Annotated in this window: 23 protein-coding genes; 5 read left to right on the top strand and 18 right to left on the bottom strand. The window is 46.1% G+C overall.

Annotated features, from left to right (window positions below; genetic code table 11):
• Positions 1-31: 31 nt before the first annotated feature.
• The 9 genes from ACMVP2_RS02780 to ACMVP2_RS02740 all read right to left on the bottom strand — a co-directional run bounded on the left by ACMVP2_RS02780 (position 32) and on the right by ACMVP2_RS02740 (position 8,218).
• Complete coding sequence (locus tag ACMVP2_RS02780) at positions 32-1,033, bottom strand: hypothetical protein (RefSeq protein ID WP_339789003.1); 1,002 nt, start codon at positions 1,031-1,033, stop codon at positions 32-34.
• A gap of 480 nt (positions 1,034-1,513) precedes the next feature.
• On the bottom strand, positions 1,514-1,807 hold the full coding sequence (locus ACMVP2_RS02775; protein ID WP_339789006.1) for a helix-turn-helix transcriptional regulator: 294 nt from the start codon (positions 1,805-1,807) through the stop codon (positions 1,514-1,516).
• A complete protein-coding gene (locus ACMVP2_RS02770; RefSeq protein WP_339789009.1) occupies positions 1,804-2,154 on the bottom strand; it encodes a type II toxin-antitoxin system RelE/ParE family toxin in 351 nt (116 codons plus the stop codon). Before ACMVP2_RS02770 ends, ACMVP2_RS02775 begins: the two co-directional genes overlap by 4 nt.
• Before the next feature lie 168 nt (positions 2,155-2,322).
• Complete coding sequence (locus tag ACMVP2_RS02765) at positions 2,323-2,928, bottom strand: hypothetical protein (protein WP_339789012.1); 606 nt, start codon at positions 2,926-2,928, stop codon at positions 2,323-2,325.
• 7 nt (positions 2,929-2,935) lie between these two features.
• Positions 2,936-3,439, bottom strand: coding sequence for a sigma-70 family RNA polymerase sigma factor (locus ACMVP2_RS02760; RefSeq protein WP_339789015.1), 504 nt, complete (start codon positions 3,437-3,439; stop codon positions 2,936-2,938).
• A gap of 121 nt (positions 3,440-3,560) precedes the next feature.
• Positions 3,561-3,923 (bottom strand): hypothetical protein, encoded by a 363-nt coding sequence (locus tag ACMVP2_RS02755; protein ID WP_339789018.1) that lies wholly within the window; start codon positions 3,921-3,923, stop codon positions 3,561-3,563.
• A gap of 77 nt (positions 3,924-4,000) precedes the next feature.
• A complete protein-coding gene (locus tag ACMVP2_RS02750) occupies positions 4,001-5,173 on the bottom strand; it encodes an alginate lyase family protein (protein WP_416866616.1) in 1,173 nt (390 codons plus the stop codon).
• Positions 5,174-5,255: 82 nt separating this feature from the next.
• The gene (locus ACMVP2_RS02745) at positions 5,256-7,883 is read right to left on the bottom strand and encodes an FtsX-like permease family protein (RefSeq protein WP_416866615.1); all 2,628 of its coding nucleotides are present in this window, start codon (positions 7,881-7,883) and stop codon (positions 5,256-5,258) included.
• Positions 7,880-8,218, bottom strand: a complete 339-nt coding sequence (locus ACMVP2_RS02740; RefSeq protein ID WP_416866614.1) for a PadR family transcriptional regulator — start codon at positions 8,216-8,218, stop codon at positions 7,880-7,882. The genes ACMVP2_RS02745 and ACMVP2_RS02740 overlap by 4 nt, the downstream gene beginning before the upstream one ends.
• A 149-nt stretch (positions 8,219-8,367) precedes the next feature.
• Between ACMVP2_RS02740 and ACMVP2_RS02735 the strand changes: the two genes are divergently transcribed.
• Positions 8,368-9,351: an NAD(P)H-quinone oxidoreductase gene (locus ACMVP2_RS02735; protein ID WP_416866613.1), complete on the top strand. Its 984-nt coding sequence runs from the start codon at positions 8,368-8,370 to the stop codon at positions 9,349-9,351.
• Between the two features lie 154 nt (positions 9,352-9,505).
• On the opposite strand, the gene ACMVP2_RS02730 is transcribed toward ACMVP2_RS02735, so the two are convergent.
• The 3 genes from ACMVP2_RS02730 to ACMVP2_RS02720 all read right to left on the bottom strand — a co-directional run bounded on the left by ACMVP2_RS02730 (position 9,506) and on the right by ACMVP2_RS02720 (position 11,733).
• Positions 9,506-10,402 (bottom strand): pirin family protein, encoded by an 897-nt coding sequence (locus ACMVP2_RS02730; protein WP_416866612.1) that lies wholly within the window; start codon positions 10,400-10,402, stop codon positions 9,506-9,508.
• A 275-nt stretch (positions 10,403-10,677) separates the two neighbouring features.
• Entirely contained in the window at positions 10,678-11,166 is a 489-nt protein-coding gene (locus ACMVP2_RS02725; protein WP_416866611.1) for a DUF1905 domain-containing protein, read from the bottom strand.
• A gap of 177 nt (positions 11,167-11,343) precedes the next feature.
• Positions 11,344-11,733: a DoxX family protein gene (locus tag ACMVP2_RS02720; protein WP_416866610.1), complete on the bottom strand. Its 390-nt coding sequence runs from the start codon at positions 11,731-11,733 to the stop codon at positions 11,344-11,346.
• A gap of 240 nt (positions 11,734-11,973) precedes the next feature.
• Between ACMVP2_RS02720 and ACMVP2_RS02715 the strand changes: the two genes are divergently transcribed.
• Positions 11,974-12,432 (top strand): antitoxin Xre/MbcA/ParS toxin-binding domain-containing protein, encoded by a 459-nt coding sequence (locus ACMVP2_RS02715; protein ID WP_416866609.1) that lies wholly within the window; start codon positions 11,974-11,976, stop codon positions 12,430-12,432.
• The gene (locus tag ACMVP2_RS02710) at positions 12,429-12,872 is read left to right on the top strand and encodes an RES family NAD+ phosphorylase (RefSeq protein ID WP_416866608.1); all 444 of its coding nucleotides are present in this window, start codon (positions 12,429-12,431) and stop codon (positions 12,870-12,872) included. The genes ACMVP2_RS02715 and ACMVP2_RS02710 overlap by 4 nt, the downstream gene beginning before the upstream one ends.
• 142 nt (positions 12,873-13,014) lie before the next feature.
• On the opposite strand, the gene ACMVP2_RS02705 is transcribed toward ACMVP2_RS02710, so the two are convergent.
• From ACMVP2_RS02705 to ACMVP2_RS02680, 6 genes are all read right to left on the bottom strand, one after another.
• The gene (locus ACMVP2_RS02705; protein WP_416866607.1) at positions 13,015-14,559 is read right to left on the bottom strand and encodes a RagB/SusD family nutrient uptake outer membrane protein; all 1,545 of its coding nucleotides are present in this window, start codon (positions 14,557-14,559) and stop codon (positions 13,015-13,017) included.
• A 38-nt stretch (positions 14,560-14,597) separates the two neighbouring features.
• Positions 14,598-18,125: a SusC/RagA family TonB-linked outer membrane protein gene (locus ACMVP2_RS02700; protein WP_416866606.1), complete on the bottom strand. Its 3,528-nt coding sequence runs from the start codon at positions 18,123-18,125 to the stop codon at positions 14,598-14,600.
• Between the two features lie 73 nt (positions 18,126-18,198).
• Positions 18,199-19,251, bottom strand: coding sequence for a FecR family protein (locus ACMVP2_RS02695; protein ID WP_339786178.1), 1,053 nt, complete (start codon positions 19,249-19,251; stop codon positions 18,199-18,201).
• Positions 19,252-19,393: 142 nt separating this feature from the next.
• The gene (locus ACMVP2_RS02690) at positions 19,394-20,020 is read right to left on the bottom strand and encodes an RNA polymerase sigma factor (protein ID WP_416866605.1); all 627 of its coding nucleotides are present in this window, start codon (positions 20,018-20,020) and stop codon (positions 19,394-19,396) included.
• A 463-nt stretch (positions 20,021-20,483) separates the two neighbouring features.
• On the bottom strand, positions 20,484-20,633 hold the full coding sequence (locus tag ACMVP2_RS02685; protein ID WP_416866604.1) for a hypothetical protein: 150 nt from the start codon (positions 20,631-20,633) through the stop codon (positions 20,484-20,486).
• Positions 20,634-20,802: 169 nt separating this feature from the next.
• Entirely contained in the window at positions 20,803-21,543 is a 741-nt protein-coding gene (locus tag ACMVP2_RS02680; RefSeq protein ID WP_416866603.1) for a peptidoglycan recognition family protein, read from the bottom strand.
• A 187-nt stretch (positions 21,544-21,730) separates the two neighbouring features.
• Here ACMVP2_RS02680 and ACMVP2_RS02675 point away from each other — a divergent pair, with 187 nt between their 5' ends.
• Complete coding sequence (locus ACMVP2_RS02675) at positions 21,731-23,605, top strand: 7TM diverse intracellular signaling domain-containing protein (RefSeq protein ID WP_416866602.1); 1,875 nt, start codon at positions 21,731-21,733, stop codon at positions 23,603-23,605.
• Positions 23,595-24,227 (top strand): response regulator, encoded by a 633-nt coding sequence (locus tag ACMVP2_RS02670; RefSeq protein WP_416866601.1) that lies wholly within the window; start codon positions 23,595-23,597, stop codon positions 24,225-24,227. The genes ACMVP2_RS02675 and ACMVP2_RS02670 overlap by 11 nt, the downstream gene beginning before the upstream one ends.
• Positions 24,228-24,375 lie beyond the last annotated feature (148 nt).

Raw genomic sequence — 24,375 nt, 5'->3', positions numbered from 1 at the left:
AAGGCACGCTTTTGACTTCTGCTCCTGTTAACTACCCGTTTGCACTATCAATTAGTTTTTGGATCATTTGATCCAAATATTCATTTAAAGCTTGAAGCGATTTGGTTTTATAGGCATCTCTGTCTGCTTTTACCTGGTGGCTCACTTCTATCTTCTTTTCCTGCGTAATCACAATGTTTGCATAAGATGGCTTGTAACTATTGCTGGAAACATATTCTTTAAACTTTTTCTGCTCCACTACCCCTTCAATGGAGATATCACTTTTAGGGCTGAATTGAATGATGGACAGCGCACCAGCGCCGACTGCACCGCCTTTCCAAACGACCCTTTCAATGGTAGGTGAAGTTTCGATCTTTGAGCCAAAAAATCCTTCAGATGAAGTGCCAATGGCTGTGGCAGCCAATACAAAGTCGACATTCCCTTTCATTTTGGCAGCTCCTGCGAAGCTACTACCGTCAATGGTCACAAACTGAAAACTTACGTTGGCTTCCAGTACCGGAATATCGCCAAGCTCCTTTGACAATTTAGGTGTAACATCAAAAAAGGCATCTTTAGCTTTTCCCTTGTTGGTCACTCTTTTTACATAGTAATCATAACCTGTTGGGGCTGTTGAGATATAGCCAATAATTTGCGCCTGGCTTGGGGTGCCACCAGTCAATTTGGTATAATCCTGAAACATTTCTGCTTTGCCAGCTTCTTCACTTCCAACTATTTCATAGCCTGCGTCAGCCAGCTTGCCTACCATTCTTTTGTAGGCCGCATCTGTAATTTCCTGAAAGTCTTCAGTCTCCAGGCCTACCAGCCCCACAGACATCATCGAGGTGGCTCTGTCCAGATCGGAGTTGGTGGTGGTTTCTGAGTTAGACGATAATACCTGGTAGTTGACAAAAAAGTCTTTTATATAAATCTTTTTTGGTGCCTTCTTGATCTTATTTTCCCCATAGCCCCAGTCTTTGACATTTTTTTCATTGACAATTTGGCTATAGCCTAAAAAAGGCAAGCATAGGAGTGCGAGAACTAATAGCTTTTTCATAAGTCTAAATTTTGTATGGTGGCAAATTTAGGTCTATGAATGAGGCAATAGTATACCCCGGAGAGGGTATATGGTGCTACCCTTCAAGCGCAAGGCCGTGGTTGAATTTTGGAAAAAGCGGTTGCTGATAATTTTGCAATTCAGAGAAAAGAGCCGACAGGAAGTCTTCTGAAAATGCCATGTGACTGAAAGTAGGGTGTCTCTGTTAATGAAGGTAAAAAGCGGGAAATGCTAGCTAAGCTACTATTTTTTTACCCGACCAGGCAAGAACTGGAAATCGGGTAGGTTTGTGGAGAAACCATTCGTCAGTGGGAGTTCTTAGTGTACCTCAGTTCCCGTTAGAACCTGGCCCTGCTTTGGTAGTGTTGCTTAGCAAAGGACGATCGATGAATAAAAACTCAATGTGACAGGGGTGCAATTTGCAACCGTGATTCTTTATTGATCAAGCCCTTTCCCGTCAAAGTATTCATGTGGCTCTTTTCAGCCGATTGTTAGTGTAACTCTTTTGCCAAGTCCTATTTCCATAAGTCTGTAGAGTGTGGATAGCTGTATGTCGCTCTGTCCATTCTCAATTCTGGAAATGAAACTTTTCTTGGTTCCGGTTAGCTCGGCAAGCTGCTCTTGTGTAAGACGTGCTTCTTTTCGGGCGTCTCGAATTATTTCGCCAATTGCAAAAGCCTTGGCCTTGATCTCAAAATTTGCTCGCTCTTTAGTTCCAACGGCGCCATATCTGGCGTCAAGGTGCTCATCGAATGTGGTTATGTGCTCTTTCATTTTGTTTTAGTCTTCAGTTCAAAATATTCGTTCTTGATTTTTAGCGCTTTGTCGATTTCATTTTTTGGTGTCTTCTGAGACTTCTTCTGAAACCCGTTAAACAATACAACTAAGTTGCCCTCGTCGAAACAGCAGAAGATTCTATAAATATTGCCTTGAAACTCCACACGAATCTCGAATAGGCCATCTGTTCCGGTCAAGTGCCTGAAGAACTTAGCAGGAATTCTGTCTGCAATCCGAATCATGAACAGAACTTGATCGATTTTGTCCTTTAGCTTATCGTTTAAAGGCTCAAAAAAGTCCCTAAAGTGATGCTTAAAGAATACCAACTGTCGTCTCTGTTGCACAAGACAAAGTTAACTAATAATGGAACAAAAGAAAGACTTCCGAAGTTTCTGGCCGCACAGGCAGCAAGTAGCAAAGAGCGAGAGTTGGGTATTACTCAACCGATGTGCCTACGATCTTTTTCGGGTGATTTGCCACAATTTTCTCGCTCCTGGCATTTTTTTCGATATTTACTTTTCCTCTTTCAGCTCCTTCAAAAAGTCAATAGACTCCTGAAGCCCCTTGTTGGGGAACATCCGCAGGAAGAAAACGACAATGCCTGCCACCACAGCGCTGCCCGCTACATATGAAATGAGCCATTGACCTGCCAGATCGTACAAGTTAATAGCCAGCCCCGCCTTCGCTGCTACGATCAGGAAGGGTGCCGAAAACAGTGGTATGATGACCAGCAGGCTATAAGTGTCATAGGCTTCAAGCTTTTTCAATGATGACAGCTTCCGCTGGGCTTCTGCAACCGAGGCCTTAGCGTTGATCGTGAAAAGCATAACCAACTGCCCAATGTCAAAAATCAGGCTGTACACCGTGATGACGATTAGCATAATGGCTGGGATGAGAAACATGGGCTCGGCGTGGTGCCGGAAGGCAAAGCCCAGCAGAAAATCCAGGAACCAGATGCCTACCACAATTTGGACAATACTTGTCCATTTGATCTCTGAAAGACTGGATTTCACCTTACTGAAGCTGATTGTCTTTACCAGCTCTTTGTTGATTTTCACCGTTTGGTCCAGCGTTGGATTAGCGTTGTTCCATATGCTCGTTAGTTGTTCAAATTCCATGACCTTTTTATTTAGTTGTTTCAAAATGTGATTTTAACTCTTCTTTGATTCTCAGCTTTCGGGTGGAGATGTTGGATGCCGAGAGCCCCATGACTTCTGCTATTTCTTTGTTGCTGCATCCTTCCAGTTGCAATACCACAATGGCCTTGTCGACAGGCTTGAGCAGGTCGATGGCACGGTAAAGATGCTCCAGGTTTTCATCTGTCGTTTCGGCCTGCACCTGCATAATTTCTCCTTCGCTGTATTTGCTTGCCTGCACCGCACTTCTTGTCGTTACTTTTCTCAGGTGAGAGATGGACGTGTTAAGAGCGATTCGGTAGGTCCAGGTGGAAACGGCGTAGGTGTCGTCGTAATTGGGAAAGGCTTTCCATAACTGCAGGGTGATGTCCTGCATCAGATCCTTGCGCTCCTCTTCGTCTTTGCAGTAGACCCTGGCTACTTTGGCGATCAGCTTTTTGCAGCTTTCGAGGTAGTCTATAAAGAGGGCTTCCTGTTGTTCTGTTCGTTTCACCTTGCTGAGTTTAAGCGTTTTTTTAGTGCTTTTACTTCATTATTCGCATGAGGTGTTGAAATGTCACAACAGTGGGGAGTTTTTTCTAAAAAAATAAACAGGAGCCGTTCCTGAGGGCATCCTATTCGATGTGTTTCCTTAAGAGTGTATAGTTTTTAGCGCTGTCTCCCGGAGTCAAAATGGGCATCGTATAGTCGCCTTTTGGCACAAACATGGGCATTCTGTCGTCGGATGACTCTGCGATTTGGCCTGGCAGGTCGTCCGCAATGTTAATATCTATCTCGTTGTCAGAGTTAAAATTTTTGAAGACGAACGGATGTACTTTATTACCAGGGATATTCAAAGGCGACAAATAAGAGAGGGTATCAAAGGGTCGTACAGGCGTGGGCTTTATGTTGCCAGTGCCCGGTGTTATGCCAGATTGAGACAATGCAACTGTTGCCGCTAAACACATGAATAGAGTTAACACGAGCCTGTTCTTCACTTGTTTTGCCTTTTGATTCAATACAATATATAAAAAATGCAGCTAATTGCCTCCTAACTACGGCAAAGTCGCTGTCATCATTCTTTCACCCACAACAGCGGTTGCCTGACAAAGAAGTTGCGGATCACTTCATCTTCTTCGGAGTCTGCCGGAAGGGCTTTCCAGGTCTCAAGGTACTTGCCATCTCCATAGGCCATGTAGGCAAACAGCAGGGCTGCCTGGCGCATTGGCCAATCCTCGAAATACATCACGTCGGGTGCGTAGGGCCAAGTTGCTTTGTCGGCAATGTAAGGCACCATAAAATCTACGGCGTTTCTTATGTTGAGGCTCTCTCCCGCCGGATGCTGCCATACTTCCGGGTAGCGCCTGCCAAGGATATGCAGCAGGGTGTACATGGCGTCAAGATTGAAGAGCGAGTAGCCGTAGGGTTTGGTGCGGGCCAGCTCTTTAGGAAAGGAGCCGTCAGCCGCCATTTGTGGAAGCAGTGTTTGATCATAGAAGCCTTTAGTAGCAAGCAGTAGCGAGTCGCTGCCTGTAAACGTGGCATACTGTGCTACCTGCATGGCCCAGCAGGTGCTGTGGTTGTTGCCATTGTCCCGCTCTTCGATGCCGTAAGGGTGCGTGGTGATCCAGGTGTTGAATTGAGCAAACCAGGCTTTGGTTTTTTCCAGCGCATCATCTTTCAGTAAACCGTTTTCTTCCAGTACCATCAAGGCTTGCACTACTTCTACCAAATGAATAGCGTCGATGATGCCAATGCCCCGGCCAGTCACCCGACCGTAAATAGCCTGGCTGTAGAGCATGTCGGGGTTCATGCGGGTGGCCTCGTTCACAAACCATGCGTTTGTGTGCTCGATAGCTTTTGCGGCATACTTGTCGTTGTGAGTGATGGTCCAGGCGGCGACCAAAGTGGGCACGATGAGGCTCAATCGGCGCATGCGGTTGCGATGCTCCACGAAGTTGTCAGGATTGGTGAGCCCATCCTTCCTGATGTACGGGCCCTTAGGGTTTTCAGGGTCAGGCCACCAATAATCTCCCTCTGAGTAGAAGTCGTGCGGGCCGCCAGCCGAGCGGGGGCTTGTCACTTCGTTGATGGTTTGTATGTCGGCCGACATGTATTCGTCGGCTGCGGTGAGCACCCTTTCTCTCTCCAATGCAACTAGTTCATCTCTCAGACTTTTTTCGGGAGCGGTGCAGCCTAAAACCGTTAGTGCCAGACAGGAATAATAAAAGACCAACCGATATTGCATGCTCATCAGGGTGAATCGCTTAACCAAACAGCTAATATAAGCAATGACCGATATTTAGGATGTGAGATGCTGGAGTACTCGACTAATCGTACCGCAAGGTCTTGCTTGGATCCAGCTTCATTACACGCAGCAGTTCTCTGGAGACGGTACCTGTTGAAATGACCAACAGCAGGACCAGCGTGGCCACGAATGGCGTGGCTGTCAGCGAGACATGGTAACCGAAATTCTGCAACCACTCGTTGGCAACGTAATAGCCAACCGGCCAGGCAATGGCGCTGGCAAGGAGAATAGCGGTGAGAAACTGTTTCGAGAACAGGCTTGAGATGTGCACGTAGCTGGCGCCGAGCACTTTCCTAATCCCTACCTCTTTGGTTTTTTGCTGCGTCGCAAACCTTATGTAGCCAAACAAGCCCAGGCAGGTGGTGATCAGTGCCAGCAAAGCCATGGCGCCAAGCCCGCCGGCGAGGCGTTTTTCGGTTTGGTAGAGCCTCACAAATTCGTCATCCAGAAAAGTGTATTCAAAGGGAAACTCAGGAAACATGTCTGACCATGTGGCTTCCAGGTGAGCGAGCCCCTCAGGAATGCGGTTGCCGTCGAGCTTGACGTTGATATAGAAGTACCAGTAGGGCTTGACCAGGAAAATCATCGGCTTGATGGTCGAATGGAGCGACTCAAAGTGGACGTCGGGTATCACACCTATCACTTTGCCTTTTCGTTTTTCCACCGGTTCGCCAGGATCGCCGGTGTTGAATTCTGTGTCCAGCGAGGCTCCAAGGGGATCGGATATTCCCAGTAGTTTCACGGCGCTTTCGTTGAGGATAAACGACCGGGTATCGCCGCCAGCCACTTTCCCGAATCCGTGACCTTGCAGAAAATCAATTTTGTAAGTGGTGAAGAAGTCTTCGTCTACTGAGTTCGCCGCTATTTTGACCTCTTCCTGTCCATTGTAGGTCACGCCAATCGTATTACCAATGCCGTCCGTGGGTTTGTAAAACGAAAGAGATACATTTTCAATCGCCGGATTGGCCATAACGCTATTTTTGAAGATGTCCGGATTGTCACGGATTTGGCGGCCATGAGGAATGTACACGATCTGGTCTTTCGAATAGCCAATGGACTGGTTTTGTACATAGTCGATTTGCTCGAAAATGACAATGCAGAAAATGATCAGGGCTGACGCAAACACGTACTGCAGGGTGAGCAAGGCTTTTCTCAGGAAGACACCCGACTTTCTTCTTTTCAACTGTATGGACTCGGCAATATTGGATCTGGAAAATAAGATAGCGGGATAAAGCCCGGTAACGATGGTGGTAACAATGATCAGGCCTGGTAAGGCAAGGAGCAGCCAGAGGTGCTGACTTAGGTCCAGCGTTACTTTAGACACCATCAGGTAATTAAACCCATGGACGCTGGCTGGTAGCATCAAAAGAGCGAGCACGAAACTAACTGTGACGAGCAGGAAAGTTTCAAATACAAACTGCGAAATCACCTGCCCCCTCGATGCGCCAATCGCCCTGCGGATGCCCACTTCTTTGGCTCGTTCATGCAGCTGTGCCACCGTCAATGTTACGAAGTTGATGGAGGTAATGATCAGGATCAAAAGACCCACTGCCACAGCCAGCTGAGGGTAAATGGGGTCAATCACATTGGCGTAGTTAGTAATGACAGAAGGATCGGTGTGAATGGATTGTACGGGCTGCAGAAATCCAAGGTAGGCTTCGCCCGGCTTTTCGTTGTCTTTCACATATTTGGCTACAAAAGCCGGGAAGCTTTCTTCCAATTGCTGCTTGCTAACAGCGGGAGTAAGCTTTGCATAGCTGTAGCAGTAGTTCATGTTCCAGCTGTCGGTGATGCTTGCAGGAAACACTGACTCCGCCGTGGCAAACGACAGCAGGAAATCGAAGCTGATATGCATATTGTCGGGCCAATGGTCGATGACGCCCGTCACTTTTAAGGTTGAAAAGTCACCATTCCACTTGAATTCGATGAGGTCGCCGGGCTCAACTGGTTTGTCGAAGTACTTTTCGGCGGCATCCCTTGTTAATACCAGACTGTACGGCTCCCGAAGGGCAGTGGCCGGATCTCCTTCAAACCCATCGAATGGAAAAATGCTCAGAAAGTTGGCGTCGGCCCAGATCATTTTGTCTTCATAAAAGGATTTGTCACCCTTTCGGAACAAGGTTTTGGAGCGGTCTTTGAAAAAGTGAGTAAACAGGTGCTCCGGGTACTCGTTTTGCAGGGTTTCAGCCAGGGGAAACGTGGTAGTGGCCACTTTGCCAGCTTCCGTCGTGCGGACGATCCGGTAAATATGATCAGCCTGAGGATGGAAAGAGTCAAACGACTGCTCGTAATTGTAATAGAACAGGGAAAGCAACAAAGCAGCCACGCCCAGCGAAAGCCCGATGACCCTGATGGCGCTGTAAAGCATGTTTCTTTTGAACAGACGGAGGGAGGAGGTAAGGAAATTGCTGAGCATGGTAAAGTGGCTTAAAATGGATACTGTTTCTTTATTGAGTTCGGGCAGGCCTCTTTGTTCAAACCTGTCCATCACCCGGTCATAAGCATTACGAAACGACTCTCCTTTCTCCATTCTCTCCTCAATTTCGCTGCATACATGGTCAACCAGGTCTTCGTGCAGGGGATCGAAGGTGACTCCTTTCCGACGAAGATCCTCTTCGATCAGCTCGATTTGTGCGTCTTTCAGTTTCATGCCGTGCCGGAGTTAGGTTGCATCAAGAGCTTCATGGTTGACATGAAACGTTCCAGCTCCTCCATACGCACCATAGCTTCTGATGAGCCAGCCCTAGTGATGGAGTAGTAGCGCCGCACCCGCCGACCAATATGCACTTTCTCCATTTTCAGGAAACCCTCTTCGGTCATTTTGTGAAGGATAGGGTAGAGTGAGCCTTCTGGTAACTGAATTTCTCCATTGGATTCCTCCTTTACCCTCTGACTGATTTCGTAGCCGTACATCCGTTTGTTCTCGTTCAATAGTTTGAGAATCACGGTTTGATAGGTGCCTTTGAGGAGTTGGGATGAGTACATCGTTAATAAGTTGTAATGCAATATATCGGTATGCAATGTATTTTCAAATAGCCAAATTCATTTTTTGGAGAAGAGTATTAGAAATTTTGGAAGCCCGAGGTCGTTCCGTATCTGCGTCTTAAATTGACCAATGAATAAACAATGAGCCAATGAGAGCAATCATCATCACTTTCCCGGGCGGACCGGAAGTGTTACATATAGCAGAGAGACCTGTTCCCGAGATCAAACCAGATGAGGTTTTGATCAAAGTAGCTGCGGCCGGAGTCAATCGTCCGGACATTATTCAAAGAGAAGGCCGCTACCCTGCACCTCCCGGCGTGCCTGCTGATGTACCGGGCCTGGAGGTGGCCGGTGTGGTGGATCAGGTGGGTGCCAACGAAAAGAGGTGGAAGCGGGGCGACAAAGTATGTGCTTTGCTTGCTGGAGGAGGTTATGCGGAGTATGTGAGTGTATCAGGTGTGCAGTGTTTACCCGTTCCCGAGGGGCTTTCATTCGAAGAGGCGGCGTCTCTTCCCGAAACCTTTTTCACGGTATGGACCAATGTATTTGACCGGGGCCGCTTTGAGTCGGGCGAAAGTTTTATGGTGCATGGGGGCACATCGGGCATCGGGGTGGCAGCTATTCAGATGGTGAAGGCGCTGGGCGGTAGGGTATACGCTACGGCGGGTACCGACGAAAAATGCGCCTATGTGGAGAAGCTAGGGGCGACTAAAGGCATCAACTATAAAAAGGAAGACTTTGCCGAAGTAATAAAGACGTTGGAACCTAAGGGGCTGGACATCATCCTCGATATGATAGGGGGTGACTATACGCCAAAAAATATTGGCCTGCTGGCGACGGAGGGACGGCTCCTGATCATCAACGCTATGGCAGGTGCTACCAGCCAGGTGGATATGATGCGGGTAATGGTGAAAAGGCTGACTATTACAGGTTCCACGCTCCGGGTACGGGAAAGCAGCTTCAAGGGGGCCATCGCTGCCAATTTAGAAAAGCACGTGTGGCCTTTAGTGGAAAGTAAGGCAATCAAACCTATCGTTTATAAAACATTTCCACTGGCACAGGCAGCACAGGCGCATGCGCTGGTAGAAAGCAGTGAGCATGTTGGGAAAGTGGTGTTGACGCTGGTGAAGTAATCCACAATCCACACCTTTACTCAGGCGAGCCGCTTTCGTTAGGCAAGATTACAAAAGTTTAGCAAAGACAATCTGGCTCCAATGAAGGAACCAGCTCTGAAAGGCTGCGAGCGTTTCTGCGTGCGATGAAACTTTTGTAATCTGAAGTCTAAGCCTACATCTTCGGCCTAAGTCCAAACGCTTGAGGTGGCAACTGAACGATGTCAGTCTCTCCCTCGATGAGAGGGAATTTTTGCTCGTGCCAGTCTCTTTTTGCTTGTTCTATCAGCTCGGGATCCGATGAAACGAAGTTCCAGTAGATATGTCTGGTTTCAGCAAAGGCTTCTCCGCCAAACACATACACGGTAGTGTTTTCATACATTTCGAAATGACACAGGCTGCTGTCTTTCGCTACCAGGATACGTTTGGGCTCGTGCACGTTGCCTTCGTTTTCTACCCGCCCTTCCAGAATATACAAGCCTACTTCGCCGAAAAGGTCTTTGCTAATGTCGATGGTTCTTTTTGTCTCAGTCTTTATTTCAAGCAAAAAGAGAGGGCTATAAACCGGCACTGGCGACTTTCTGCCAAAAGCCTCTCCGGCTATGAGTTTGAAGCTGGCTCCGTCTTTTTCCCAGGTGGGGATGTCGTCTTTGGATACGTGGAAAAACTCAGGCTCCATTTGCTCCAGGTGTTTGGGCAGCGCTACCCAAATCTGCAAGCCGTGCAATGTTTTGCCTGCATGACGCAGGTACTCCGGCGTCCGTTCTGAATGTACGATACCTTTTCCAGAAGTCATCCAGTTGACTTCGCCGGGATTGATTTCCATATGGGAGCCCAGTGTGTCTCTGTGTACTACGTGTCCTTCGAACAGGTAGGTGAGGGTAGAAAGTCCAATATGAGGGTGCGGGCCAATGTCCAGGTTGTCGTCCTGCCCCATCACGGCCGGGCCCATGTGGTCGATAAAGATGAACGGGCCTACCATGCGGCGGCCACGGAAGGGGAGGAGGCGACCTACTAAAAAGTGGCCGATGTCGGCTGGACGTTCTTCGATGATGAGGTCAATGTTTGACATGGCGTTTTCATAATTAGATCAAAAACAAGTTACATACGAATTGCAATACTTTCAGTTCCATCGTTTTGCCCTCAAGCCGGGCAGGCTGTTACTTTTCCTTGCGGTTCCCCGCCGGGATGAAAAGTAACCCGCTTCGGCGGATCGAAAAATCATCGAAAAATTAACGCACTAGCTAGGCGCTCAACCTGCCGCCATTTTTCGCCCCATCCTCCTCAACGGAGATGCGTTAATGGAAGCTTGAGAGGGATCAAAAACTCGGCATGCTCGGATTCGCATTAATCCGGATCGTACATCTTTTTACCTACGGCCAGGCGATCCATCATTTTCACGATCCTATTGGCTTTGGTGTCTTCCGTTTTAGCATCATATACCCATTGGAGGTAGTATTTTTGTTCGCTTTCTGAGAACTTCCTGAAGTGTTCGTAGGCTTTTGGTGGCTCCATTGAGAAGCAATCGATGATTTCCTGGGGCACTTCAAGGGGAAGTGTGTCTTTGTAAAGGATGACCCTTACGGTGTCGCCCTCTTGCTTGCCAATCTTCTTCCTGATTTCAGCTTTTACAGGCAGAAAAAGCTGGCCATTGCCCATTGGTGCAAGCTTATAGCCTTTCAACTCGTAGTCGTCGATGCTTCCACGCACACGAACCCACCCAAATGGGAAGCTTTTATCCTGGAGTACTTCCGGAATTTGAGCGTAAGTCCAGCCACCCTTGCCAGGAAATTTTTGCAGAAGGTAGTCGCCGTTAACGAGCGGAATATCGGTCATTGCTGAAGATTGTTATGCAATTTAACAGCTTGATTCGAGTAAATAAAAAATACCGAATTGATTCAAAAGGCCCTGGGAAACGAACCAACGTGGGGGCATTATGGAATAAAAAATGGCGCAGGTAGACCCGCACCATTAGTCAACTTGGATATTATGAACTCGTCAAATTCTTGTTTTTCAGTATGCCCTGGTCTTGTGGTAGTATACATAGGATACGACCAGCACCAGCAGGACAATTAGCGGCAGGTACACATGTTCCATGCTACCGTCCACAGCCAGGTGGCCTATAATCGCTGAAAGTGTGGAAATGCCAAATCCTACGTAGGCCCATTCTTTTAGTCGGTGAGGTACTTGCGGAACAATAAGGAGAACACCTCCAATGATTTTTCCAATGCCAAGCTCAACACGAAAAAAATCGGGGAAGCCAAGGTGAGCGATGCCCTCGATGGCTGGCTTTGTATTGAAAGCGATAGCACCCACGCCATCGAACAGCACGAAAATGCTCGTGAATACCCAAAAGATGACCTTGTCGCTTTTGGATGTCTTTTCTAGTGTTAAAGTAGTCATGGTTGTTTCTTTTTTGGTACGTTACAAAGGTGCGGGGTTCCGACGGCACATTCGATGTGCAAATACGGCAATTGCTAGGGGTAATTGCGTCAAAGCTTTTTAAGAATAGAATTTTAGTAGCGGGTATGCTTTCCTTTGGCTCACAGACCTTAATGGCGTCGAAAAGGAGGCCTGTAGATGCTTTAAGAAACGATTAGAAAAAATTCTATTTTTTTAGGAAATTATTCCTATTTTTACTTTATGAAAAAGTACAGAGTGGATAAGTTGGATCGAAAGATGATGGTTGAAGAGCCTGAAGTCATCTATCAAAGGCTTAGGCCTGCGGTTTCCAATCACACCACGTTGGCCTTTGAAGCGCTAGATGGGGTGCCTGCTACCATTTTTGATGATGTGGTGGGTTTGTTTGGCCACCATGATTACCTGGCTGAGGTAGTTGAGCTCAATCCCAAAACCATTCATAAATACCAGGCGCAGCAAATCAAGTTTAGCCCTGCCAAAAGTGAGCTAATGCTTAAGTTAGTCGCTCTTTACCGTAAGGGCGTGGATACCTTCGGCCAGAGAGAGTCATTCCTTAACTGGCTGTCCAAGCCCGCCTTTGGTATTGATAATCGTACTCCATTGCATCTTATTAAAACCTCCGATGGCATAGACCTCATCAGCGAAGAGTTGGATCGAATTCAGCAGGGTGACACTGCATGAGGGTGTACAGGATTACGCTGGCCAAGTTTAGTACAAGTTTATTTGCCTCTGGATTTGTGGCCAGGTGGAACTCCAAAGGTACTTTTGTCATTTACACTGCCGGATCAAGATCACTGGCCTGCCTTGAAAATTTGGTGCACAGGAGTGGAGAAGGGCTTGATGCTGGATTTAGGGTAATGACGATTGAGATACCCGATGATCTTGCTATTGATCGGGTGGTTTTAAATGACTTACCAGTCAACTGGAAGGAGTTTTCCCAACAAGTGTCGACAAGAACCATAGGTGACACATGGCTGAAAAAGAGTAATGCCGCAGTGCTTAGAGTGCCATCAGCCATTATTCCCCAGGAGTTTAACTACATTTTGAATCCCAGCCATCAGGAATTTAAAAGGATTAAGCTAATTAGCTCTGATGAGTTTTCCTTCGACAGAAGGTTGTAACGGTTTACCTGTTGATGATAGCTCAGGCTTGGGTCAGCTAATAAAAAGGATTTCAATATAGGCGTGCAGCCTGCCAAAAAAAAACTCCCCGATTGCAAAACCCTATGATTGCAACCGGGGAGAGCAGAGTTTAATTGATTAGTTAATTATACCCTGTGTTTTGAGGTGCGAGATTCGGGTTGTTCACTATTTCCTGTATTGGAATTGGAAACAATAGATGCTTAGCCTGAAGCGCCTGATCGGAGTTTAGGTTGACGTGTCCGACAAAATCATCAAATCCACCGTTGGTTTCATTGAACACTTTTCGTAGCCTGATCATATCAAACCAGGTGATGCCTTCATAGCAGAATTCAAACCAACGCTCTTTCCAAACAGCCTCTCTGAAGGTAGCCTGACTGAACGTTCCTAAAGCAGGAGTTATCAGCCCCGCTCTGTCTCTTATAGCCTTAAGCGCATCGTAAGTAGCTTGCGAGGGGCCGGCCACTTCATTTTGTGCCTCTGCATAAATCAGAAGCACTTCTGCATAACGAATCATTGGCACATTCAGATTGTCCTTGGCAGTTCCCGGAACCCCTTCTGTGCCGTTGGCAATAACATTGAAATGCTTGAAGATATATGGTGCGCCGAGGTCAAATGGTGCGCCACTACCATTGGTGTAGTAGGTAGTATAGAAATAGCCTTCCTGATCCACCGCTCTGATGTCTCCGTCTTCATAGGAGTTGTAAAACGATAGCGTAGGAACTGTACTACCTGTTCCGGAAGGGCCACGATAGCTCACAGGCTTGAAGTTCGGAAACATGTTGCCCATCGGGTTGTCAGCCACCAGGTTATTGTACTGCAGACTGAAGATGTGCTCTTTTCTGTTTCCCAGCCTTTCGTTATGGACTTCAGCGTAGGTATCAAAAAGTGCTATTTCACCTGCATTATCGATAATCTCTTTGGCCTTGGCAGCTGCTAACTGGTAGTGAGACGTTCCTTTATCAAGCGGTTTGCCAGCCATGGTAAGGTATACTTTTGCAAGCATGGCCTTGACAGCGGACGTTGAAACACGTCCGGTCACATCGGTCCATGGAAGTCCTGCCGATTCAGCAGCTATTAAATCTGCAACAATCTGATCATATACTTCCTGTTGAGTGGCACGAGACGGGTAGAAGTTCTCTGAGGAGGCCGTTTGTGGTTCCAGGATCAATGGAACATCTCCCCACAGCCTCACAGCGTAGAAATAGGCCCATGCTCGCAAAAATCTGGCTTGTCCGAGAATTCTGGCTTTTTGAGCCTCATCCATCGGGGTTATATCTGGAACCCTGTCCAGCACCAGATTGGCCTGAGCAACCAGGCGATAGATACCTCTCCACCAGTTGAGAATGTGGCCGGTGTTGCCGTCCCAGGTAAGAGAATACAGGTTATTCAAATCTGAGTTTTGAGCAGTTTCCGTGGTAGACGTACCGGTAGGGCCCTCCAAAAGTTGCCAGTTGGAAGAGAAGATACCGGCACCGTCACCATAGAATCTGGTGTTATCGTATACGGCTGCGACGGCTGCCTCCGCATGGTCAGGTATTGTATAGTAGTTTGAAGGAGTAAGATTAGATGGGTCTTCTTCGTCCAAAAAACCTGAACATCCTGTCCAGAGTAGCAATGTGCCGCTCAAGACGATTTTGCTTATGTTTTTTATCGAATATTTCTTCATGATGTTTGTCTTTTTATGGTTGGAAAAACTGACACTGACTAAAGTCCAATCTGAATACCCATTGTCCATACTGTTGGCTTAGGGTACTCGTGCCATTTCATCCCTTGCGAGAATACATTGTTGCTGTCATTACCACGAATTGGGGTAATCTCAGGATCACCAATTACCTCGTCGCTTACTATCAGGAAGAAGTTTTGCGTAGAAGCATAAATCCTGACATTGCTAAGCTTGATCCTTTCAACTGCTGTTGTTGGCAAGGAATAGCCCAGCAGTAAGTTTCGACCTCTGATGAATGAGCCGTCCTGCACCCAATGAGTATCCACGTTGGTTACATAGCCTGCCCGGGTGTCTCTTACTTGGGCAATCATAGTATTCTGATTCTCAGGAGTCCATGCGTTCAGCACAGTGCGGTAGCTATTGGCTAACGACTGGCGGTCTTCACTAGAGTGGAGGTTCATGTCCATGATGTCGTTGCCATACATGAACTGCAGATCCAAGGTCAGGTCGAAATTACCGAACCGTACATTGTTTATGAACGAACCCCATCCTTTAGGGCTACCATTCCCTATAATCATTCTATCAGCATCTGTGATGGCTTTATCACCGTTCACGTCTTCATACTTGATATCGCCTGGCAGCATGGTTAAGCCATTTCTGTAGCTGGTAAATTCAGCAGCTTCAGCAGCTTCGTCGGTTCCCCACACGCCCAGGCGGTTAAGTCCCCAGAAAGCGCCAGCAGGTTCGCCTTCACGAATAATGCTTGTTTGGTTGGTGATGCCAGGACCACCTACTCCAAAGATGTCTGATCGGGTAGCCAGCTCCAATACTTTGTTCTGGTTGAACGAAATGTTGAATGAGGTATTCCACGAGAACCTGTTGAATTCAACGTTTACAGTGTTCAATGCAAGTTCAAGCCCTTTGTTTTGCATTGATCCAACGTTTCTGCGGATGGTTGCATAACCACTGGTCTGCGGAACCGGTGCATCAAGCAGCATGTCTGTAGTCTTCCTGTAATAATAGTCAGCTTCAATGCCTATTCTCCCTTTGAAAAGGCCCAATTCAATGCCAACGTCTGCTTGTGCAGTTTTTTCCCATCTCAGATCAGGGTTTGCCAGGCGATTGATGCCCGTGCCACCCACTCTGCTGTCGTTCAAAATGGCTGCGTAGCCAGAACCCAATAATGATAAAGAAGAATAGGGTGGTATTTCTGAGTTACCAGTCAGACCGTAGCTTGTTCGAAGCTTCAAATTGGAAACCGCAGGGACACTCTGCATAAAACCCTCTTCACTTATTCTCCAAGCCAACGCTGTTGATGGGAAGAAAGCGTACTTATTGTTGTCGCCAAACTTAGATGAACCGTCGGCCCTGCCGGTAAATGTGATGAGGTACCTGTTCATCAGGCTGTAGTTGAAACGACCGAAGTATGAGTTGAGCGCCTCTCTATTGGCACCGGATCCCACAGCCAGGTTCTGGCTACCAGCACCCAGGTTATTATATTGGAAATAGTCTGTTGAGAAATTTCTGATTTCCGAAGACTGACCAAAATAATTCGACTCCTGCCATGACAGACCAAGCATTCCTGTGAAGGAATGAATCTCAGCAAAATTTTTGGTGTAGGTCAAATAGTTTTCAAATGACCAAAAATCTTCTTCTTCTTCAGCAAGCCAGGCACGTCCTTGAGAACCGATCTGTATCGTACGACCTTCGTAGCGTTGTGTGCCTCTGGTTACAATGTTGGAAGCAAGCACTGTGCGTAGAACCAGGCCTTCTGCCAATGTGATATTGGTGAAAGCACTACCAAGCATGGTCTGTGTGCTGATCAGGTATTCACGCTCCAGCAGGTTGTGAACCGAGCTCATAGTTCCTTCGGCAAACGGGTAGTCCCTGTTGTCGGCGTAGGTGCCGTCGGGATAGTACACAGGAAGGAACGGGAAATCTTCCACCATTCGGCGTGGCACCTGGTCACTATAGTCTACATTGTTTTCCTTTTGGTAGTTATAGCTGAGGTTAGCGCCCACTGTAAGCCATTTTTTGACTTTGGTTTCGATATTCAGTCTGCCCGAGTACCTGGTCATAAATGACGTTCTGTACAAGCCTTCGTCATCTCTGTAACCCAATGAAAATGAGTAGGTTGTTTTGTCATCGCCTCCGCTGAAGTTGAGCTGATGATTTTGCGACAGCTTGTTTTGCGTTGTTTCTTCTATCCAGTTAGTGTCGTAGTAGGGATTGCCATTGGCATCGAAAAGCCTTGGATCGGTTCTCTTTAGGGCAGGATTCAGATACGCCCATTTGCCAGCGGCCCAGCCGTCGGGGTCAAACTTTTCCATGTTGCGCCAGGCAAGATCTTCCACTTCCAGGTATTCTTTTGCGTTTAGCACCTCTGGCTTGTTAGGGCCATAAGTGTTTACACTGAAGATTCCATCATAGGTGATTTTTCCTTCACCTGACTTGCCCTTTTTTGTCGTGATAAGGATAACGCCATTGGCACCTCTGGCACCGTAAATGGCAGTCGAGGAAGCGTCTTTTAACACTTCAACAGAAACGATATCGCTGGGGTTAATATAGTCAATGGCCGAGCTGCGCTGTGTTTGATTGCCCACTGGCAACTGCACTCCGTCCACAACATACAATGGGTTATTGGAAGAGTTGATAGAGCTGAAGCCACGAACTCTTACATTCGATTTTCCACCAGGGCGGCCTGAGTTGATGTTTACCTGCACGCCGGGTATTCTGCCCGCAATGGCCTGATTTAAAGAAGGTGCAGGACGCTGCTGAAGCTGGTCAGTGTTCACAGAACCAACAGAGCCAGTTAAATCCGACCTTTTTTGCGTACCGTAACCAATAACGACAATTTCGTCCAGGCTGGTCACGTCTTCTTTCATCGCAAAATTAATAGTGGACCTGCCTGCGATGGGAACTTCCACCGTGACAAAGCCAATCGATGAAAATACCAGGGTAGTTACTTCATCGGCAACAGTAAGGCGATACTGACCATCCATGTCAGTAGTTGTGCCAGTTGTGGTTCCCTTGGCTAGTACAGTTACGCCCGGTAGCCCTTCTCCAGTCTTTTCATCTGTTACTTTACCGGATATGGTCTGCTCTCTTAAAACGGGGATTTTTGGTAGCTGGTATGAATTGATCTTGGCAATTGAAGCGTACAGTGGTCCCCTATCGAGAGAGGTGGTAAAGCCCGCTGTCTTTTGGCCTTCAATTTTCTTTGGGGTATTGTCTTTCACAATCAGGTAATAGTTGTCATCCAGCTTGCGAAAATTGAGCTTTAAGGGTTCCAGCAAAATGCTCAGTGCATCTTGCAGGTTTTTCCGATCAAAATCAGACAGATCGCCAGAAACTTTTGCGTTTCTGACCATTTGTGTTTCGTAGTGAAACGATACCTGGTGTTTCTTTTCAAGGTGTTCGAGCGCTTCTTCTATCGTATAGGTGTTGGATAAGCTAGCATCTGCCGACAACAAAAGGTCGTCGACAGGTTGCCCAATTCCACTGTGGTAGAGTAGGAGTAGAAAGGTAAATCCTACCGAGTACAAAAATTTTTTTGTAGAGATTTTCATAAGTTTTGCAGTTTAATTTCCTTGGTACTGGTTCGATCTTTAATTGTTCTACATTGGTTTTCCATAGGCAGCTTTAGTTTAGAGTAACAGTTCCGTTGCGGCGCTCAAGTTTCAGGTCAAACAGACCTGAGAGTGCCATTAAAATGACTTCAGGGTCAGGATTTTTGAACTTTCCTGTGTAATGCCGTTCAGCAATCCCTGGTTTTTTTAGTTTTATTCTCAGGCCATAATTGTCTTCCAGCACGTGAATAATTTCACCCACGGGGGTATCTTCGAAAATGAGTTCATTCTCTTTCCATGCGGTGGCAACATTCACTTTAGCTTGCTCCTTCGTTGGCGATTTCTGACCTGAGGTATATGTGATTTTTTCGCCGGGCAGCATGGTGATTGGCCCTACACTGTCGGTCTTCGTGAGCTTGATCTGTACCTGGCCCTCGGTAAGTACCACTTTTGTGCTCGCCCTTCTGGTGTTCACATTAAATTCCGTGCCCAGAACTTCTACCTCGAGGTCGGCTGTTTCCACAATGAACTTAATCTTGCCGCCGCCTGGCAAGGCACGCTTGCTTATTTTGAAAAAGGCTTCGCCGTCCAATTTTACCGTTCTGCGGTCGTCATCGAAGTGTTGACTGTTATAGGTCAGGCTTGAGTTAGCATTCAAAGTCACCACCGATCCATCGGGCAGTTCAATCGTTTGGTTTTCGCCATATTTTGTGTGGAAAGACACAGTTGTGTCTCCCAGCAGGCTGCCGTAGCGTTGGCTGATTCCGACTGCAATTAGAATCAGGACAATAGAAGCGGCCACATAATACCATGTGGAGGAAATTGACCGCACTCTGGCACCCGAGGGTGTTGATGCCATTGCCTGCTCCTGATTATATATCTCAGACTCGGAGCTTTTTTCAATTTGAGCCCAAATAGTTTCAAAGTCGGAGGTGGGCAATTGATAGTTTACCCTGGGAAGCTTTTTGAGGAATAGCTTGGCTTCTTCAACCAGTTCTTTCTTTTCGGGGTTTGTCGAAAGGTATTGCTCCCATTGCGCTTTTGCTTTGGGGTCGTTTTGAAGCACCCACTTTCTAAAGGAATTGTCTACGATTAGGTCTTCTACTGTATTAAAGGTAGGGTTCATAAATATTCGTTTTATGACTACTTTAATACTAAAAGCAAGCAGAAATGAAATCTCTACCTTTTTTTGAAAAAAAAAATCACGTCCAACACAATTCCGGACAGAGATAAAGGTTTTTTGAGAGAATTATTGGGGTGGGAATGGCTTAATTCAGCAGGCATAAGCCGAGCAGGATGGGGATGATATGAGTAATAACTTTCCTGGGTAAAAGTGTCTTCCGCAGGGCCTTTATGGCTTTCCAGGTGATGGTGTACAGGTAGTTGGCGTCAATTTCCAAAATTTCAGCAACCTCGTCTCTGCTTAGGTTTTCAAAAAAAATTAATTGGATAACCTCTTGTTGCCTTTTCGGTAAAGATTGAACTGACTGAAGAAGCTTCTTCCGGCTCAATGCATTAGCTTTTTCAACTGTTTCTGAAAATTCGAAGAATACCTCGGCACCATCGGTGTCTGAAAAATGCTCCTGGCTCGACATTTGACGTGTAATCTTCTTTTCCTCATAAATAATTTTTCGCCGAAGTGCCTTGTACAGGTAGTACTTGATTGAGGAGGTCTTGCCGAGGGTTGCGTGGTTTTTTAGCAGTTCTAAAAAAAGGTCTTGGATGCAATCTTTGACTAAATCTTTGTTCTGCGTCACGTGCATGCCGTAGTTGAAAAGGAGTTGAGCATACGCAGTGTAGATCGATTTAAGGGCTGTTTTGTCTCCACACCGAACCAGCTGATCCCAAAGATCGGACTCACCGCTATACTCGTTAATAGTGACGAACTGAGACATACTTTAGCTGGTTGAGGCAAGTGATCGCCTAATAATATTGCCAACAGGTATTAAATAGATGTAACATGTGCCAACTTGAATTAATATACCCGAAATATTTCGATCTATTAGTTTGTGGGCGTTAACACCATTTTTAATCAATATTACTAAACCGGACAAATACCAAACAATAAAGTACGTTATGATAGTGTTATTTCATAGTGCTTTTTAGTTTTTCTAGCAGAAAATTAAAAATGCGTTGAGTGCGAGTTTGCTGATTTGTCTACCGAAAAACCATGGCATGTTGTTGCAAACGATAAAAAATGACGATTTAATTAAGAATAATTCAATAGTCATGATACTTTGGTAGTTTTGACTATGAAGTAACGAAGCCCTGTTCCGCTCTGAATCCGTGTGATACGAAGCAGTCTTGATTTTGCTTACCCAAATGATGTCACCAACGTTCGTGTGGTGAGCAATCCATTCAACTAACAGAAGTTTCTTCTACCAACTCTCTGTGGATGGCCTTGCCATCAAACCTCTTCAGTACCGCCCTGGCTCTTTCAGGAACGTGGGCTGTTTCGTAGTCATCTCCGGTAAAGCTCCTGATGTTTTCGAGACTGTCGAAATACATGATCGTCGTAAATCTGTTTCGACACCCACAGGCCGTTTCATGACTTGTATCTTTCTGAAGCCTGGTAAATTTTTGGCTTTGATGCCAGGAATGACTTCATTAAGCAAAATGGTCTGGTAGGCCATTTCGTTTTCGGGGGTAGTCCAGCCGTGCCAAATGCGGGCGATCATTATTTCATAAAAGTTAGGTTGTATTCAGCCTTGAGCTTTTCCCTGAGGTCAGAAATAAACTTTGGCCCCGGATCTGGCTTGTTGTGTGGTTTGTACGACTCGTCTACCGCCAGAAACAGCTTGTAATGAGCCAGTGAGGTGTCGTTGTACTCGTGATGACCTACCAAATATTCCAGGCCAGGGTTTCTTTCCTTCAGCACTGCAATCAGCTTTACATTACTCTCCAGCTGAGCAGGAGTGAGGTCAGCTGCGTCTTTGGCAATGTTTTCGATACCAATGGAGACATGATTGAAGCCAATGGCGTGACGAGCAATTACGGTGTCGGGAACGAGCTTATAGATACTGCCATCTTTGTCAACGATGTAGTGAATGCCCACATTCATTTGACTGAACTTACTGATGTTTGTTCGGCTCGATTCGATAGAGTCTTTCTGAAAGTACGCAACGGTTTCTTCCAATGTTGGAATGACAGTGAAGTGTACCAGTACAATTTTTGGGCTGTCTAGTTTATAGCTGGCCACCCCATAGTTTTCAAGGCAATACTGTTTCGTAAGTTCAAGCTTGGTAGCGTTGAGGGTAGGGATGGTGTCGACTGTGAAATCAACAGTACTCACGACTTTCTTTTCTTGCTGACCAGAGGCATTGTCACAATTCGAAAGCACCGAAATAAAAACCAGGAGCACGAAAAGCAGTGATGATCTGCTGTTGATCGAAAGAACTGTAGTTAAATAGTTGTGCATTTTCGGAGGCCACTTTTTTGAGTGAACAAGTTGTGAAAATCTATTGGATTTACGGAAAGACTGGGTTGAAATTCATTTTTTCTTCGTAACGAATTCATTGTCAGTATGCTTTTGGTAATTGGAAACCCACTATACTCCTTTGTTTGTATTTCTTATTCCCAAAAGAACCACTTAGTTTGTTCGGGTAATGAAAACCCTTCTGAAAACGACTCTTTTGATTGTTGCGATGCTAATGACTGCGGCAAAGTTAACAAGCCAGCCGATTGATGCAGCTGTTTGCAAGGAAGATTCCTATCCCCTTGTTAATAAGTATGTTGAAGTGCTCAAGACTAATTTTTTGATACCGTTTGATTCGGTTACCAAACCTCTTTATGACTCAAAATTCATCCGGTTGGACAACGATCCCATTATCCATGTGGGCTACGACGAGTTTCACTATTGGTTTAGATTCAAGATATACAATGGCGATTCAACCAGCAGGCAGCTGATGCTACTTTTAGGCCAACTGGGAATGCGTGAAGGGGAGTTATTCCAGTCTTCTGATGATGGCTGGAAATCGCTCGGTAAAATAGGCTACTCGTACCCATTTGAGTCAAGACCCTATGCGTATGCTCATTATACCTACCCAATATCTATCGGGCCCAAAACAACTGATACGTTTTACTTAACGACAGACGAGAGTCACGCATATCGGGTTATTGCCTTGGCTCTTTTGCACCCCAAAGCCCAAAAGAAGATGGAGGCTCGGTTCTATTTTTCATTCGGACTCATGATAGGCATGCTCTTGCTTTTCCTTTTTTTTAATTTTTACCTCTATTTCTCTACGTTTGACAAAATCCACTTCTGGTATTCACTGTACATTGCTATTCAAATCTTATTATTATTCAAACATGAGAATCTGGACGCACAGTTTCTTGGTATGGACTCCCGCTCCGGCTACCGTACCCTGGGAATGGCAGGCGTAGCAGCGCTATCCATTGGGATGTTGATTCAAGTGCTCCAGCTTTTCTTTACGAATATTGGCAGCAAAAGCCTGCTTTATAAAACTACAAGCATTGTAAAGTGGATTCTTTTCCTCTCAGCGGCGGTTCATTTTGTTGTATTTTATATAGAGATACCTCACCGGCCTGAAATCATTTTATTTGAAATTGCTAATAAGAGCACATTTGTAGGACTGATTTTAATAGTCATAAATTGCGTTTATAGCCTGTATAAGGGCTTTAATACCAGCTGGCTTATTCTTGTCGGCTTGCTTATCTTTCTGATAGGCGGGTTTGAGAGAATTTTGTTTTTGACTTCCTCTTCCTACCTTTTTCCTCCCTCTCTTTTTGAAATAGGCATGGTGATTGAAACCATTGTCATTTCATTTGGGCTGATGTACCGCTACAGAATCTATCAAAGAGAAAAAGAGAAAATCACTTCGGAACTTCAAAAGCAGAAGGTAGTGCAGGTAAAAAAGATTATCAGTGCCCAGGAAGAAGAAAGAAAGCGAATTGCAGAAGATCTTCACGACGATTTGGGCAGCAATCTGGCTGTTATAAAACTCAACCTTCAGTCGCTGGAGTCAGACGAAGCGCAAAAATCCTCTCTTATGCAGTTGTTGGATGATACCTCAGCACATGTAAGGCAGGTTTCACACAATCTTATGCCGCCGGAGTTCGCCAATACCAATCTCAAGGATGTTATAGCAGCCTACGTGCAACAGTTGAATGATGATTCAAGAGTAAGCTTTGCTTTTTACCAAAAGGGAGGGAGCAAGTATTTTGGAAAAGATGAGGAGCTGATGATCTACCGGATCGTGATGGAGCTTACCAGCAACATCCTGAAACATGCTGAGGCCACTGAAGCAACAATTCAACTTTTCTATCACGATGAGTCCTTCGAGATGGTTGTGGAGGACAATGGAAAAGGCTTTTCCGATGGAGCGGGAAACGGAATCGGCCTGAAAAGCATTCAGTCGAGGGTGCAGTACCTTCAGGGTGAGTTGGCCATTGACTCCAATAAGGCCGGAACTACGGTAATAGTTTCTATTCTACTTAAATCAAAACAAAATGACAGCTAAACTGAGAATCGTTATTGCTGATGATCATTTGTTGTTTATTGATGGTCTGAGGTTAATGCTAACAAAGGAGCCCGACCTGGAGGTGGTGGGCACCGCCACAGGCGGGAAACAGTTACAGTCGCTGTTGAGAGATACACAAGTGGATGTGGTATTGATGGATATCAACATGCCTGGCATGAACGGGCTTGAAGTGACAAGAGAAATCAATGCATGGAACCCTCATGTTAAGATCATAATGCTTTCCACCTACGGGGAGGACTATATGATACAGAAGGCTCGGGAATACGGTGCACGTGGTTACTTGCTTAAAACCAGCCCAAGGGAGAAGCTAGTGGAGGCAATAAGAAAGGTTGCTTCCGGAGAAACAGTGTTCCCTTTACGGAAGCCAGATCACGCCGCCAGCTTCACTGAGGATGAAAGTTTTGTGAAGCAGTTTAATCTCACCAGAAGAGAAATGGAGATCATTCAGCACATTAAGCAGGGAATGACCACAAAGGAAATGGCCGACCAGCTCAACTTGAGCCAGTTTACCATTAAGACCCATCGTAAAAACATTGCCTCTAAGCTTGGCTTGAAAAACTTTGCTTCAATGATGAAGTTCATAGTTGATAATAATATTTGAGTTTAGGTATCAAGCGGAAAATCTGGGGGATTACCCTTTTAACCCAATGTCCCGAGTGGTCATAAAAAAGCAAAGGGTCCAAGCCTATCTGACTGGAGAAGCCCGACCGGGCGAGACGCATTGAACCAGTTTTGCTTTTTTATTTAAC

Origin of the sequence: Imperialibacter sp., from assembly GCF_048007035.1 — a bacterium.
Classification (GTDB): Bacteria; Bacteroidota; Bacteroidia; order Cytophagales; family Cyclobacteriaceae; genus Imperialibacter.
The sequence above is the reverse complement of the archived record's forward strand: the minus strand, read 5'-3'. Positions and strand labels throughout refer to the sequence as shown.

Excerpts from the sequence above, each read along its gene's own strand:
- ACMVP2_RS02780 (WP_339789003.1), bottom strand. The coding sequence starts at position 1,033 with ATGAAAAAGCTATTAGTTCTCGCACTCCTATGCTTGCCTTTTTTAGGC.
- ACMVP2_RS02775 (WP_339789006.1), bottom strand. The coding sequence starts at position 1,807 with ATGAAAGAGCACATAACCACATTCGATGAGCACCTTGACGCCAGATAT.
- ACMVP2_RS02765 (WP_339789012.1), bottom strand. The coding sequence starts at position 2,928 with ATGGAATTTGAACAACTAACGAGCATATGGAACAACGCTAATCCAACG.
- ACMVP2_RS02750 (WP_416866616.1), bottom strand. The coding sequence starts at position 5,173 with ATGCAATATCGGTTGGTCTTTTATTATTCCTGTCTGGCACTAACGGTT.
- ACMVP2_RS02745 (WP_416866615.1), bottom strand. The coding sequence starts at position 7,883 with ATGAAACTGAAAGACGCACAAATCGAGCTGATCGAAGAGGATCTTCGT.
- ACMVP2_RS02740 (WP_416866614.1), bottom strand. The coding sequence starts at position 8,218 with ATGTACTCATCCCAACTCCTCAAAGGCACCTATCAAACCGTGATTCTC.
- ACMVP2_RS02735 (WP_416866613.1), top strand. The coding sequence starts at position 8,368 with ATGAGAGCAATCATCATCACTTTCCCGGGCGGACCGGAAGTGTTACAT.
- ACMVP2_RS02730 (WP_416866612.1), bottom strand. The coding sequence starts at position 10,402 with ATGTCAAACATTGACCTCATCATCGAAGAACGTCCAGCCGACATCGGC.
- ACMVP2_RS02725 (WP_416866611.1), bottom strand. The coding sequence starts at position 11,166 with ATGACCGATATTCCGCTCGTTAACGGCGACTACCTTCTGCAAAAATTT.
- ACMVP2_RS02720 (WP_416866610.1), bottom strand. The coding sequence starts at position 11,733 with ATGACTACTTTAACACTAGAAAAGACATCCAAAAGCGACAAGGTCATC.
- ACMVP2_RS02715 (WP_416866609.1), top strand. The coding sequence starts at position 11,974 with ATGAAAAAGTACAGAGTGGATAAGTTGGATCGAAAGATGATGGTTGAA.
- ACMVP2_RS02710 (WP_416866608.1), top strand. The coding sequence starts at position 12,429 with ATGAGGGTGTACAGGATTACGCTGGCCAAGTTTAGTACAAGTTTATTT.
- ACMVP2_RS02705 (WP_416866607.1), bottom strand. The coding sequence starts at position 14,559 with ATGAAGAAATATTCGATAAAAAACATAAGCAAAATCGTCTTGAGCGGC.
- ACMVP2_RS02700 (WP_416866606.1), bottom strand. The coding sequence starts at position 18,125 with ATGAAAATCTCTACAAAAAAATTTTTGTACTCGGTAGGATTTACCTTT.
- ACMVP2_RS02695 (WP_339786178.1), bottom strand. The coding sequence starts at position 19,251 with ATGAACCCTACCTTTAATACAGTAGAAGACCTAATCGTAGACAATTCC.
- ACMVP2_RS02690 (WP_416866605.1), bottom strand. The coding sequence starts at position 20,020 with ATGTCTCAGTTCGTCACTATTAACGAGTATAGCGGTGAGTCCGATCTT.
- ACMVP2_RS02685 (WP_416866604.1), bottom strand. The coding sequence starts at position 20,633 with ATGTATTTCGACAGTCTCGAAAACATCAGGAGCTTTACCGGAGATGAC.
- ACMVP2_RS02680 (WP_416866603.1), bottom strand. The coding sequence starts at position 21,543 with ATGCACAACTATTTAACTACAGTTCTTTCGATCAACAGCAGATCATCA.
- ACMVP2_RS02675 (WP_416866602.1), top strand. The coding sequence starts at position 21,731 with ATGAAAACCCTTCTGAAAACGACTCTTTTGATTGTTGCGATGCTAATG.
- ACMVP2_RS02670 (WP_416866601.1), top strand. The coding sequence starts at position 23,595 with ATGACAGCTAAACTGAGAATCGTTATTGCTGATGATCATTTGTTGTTT.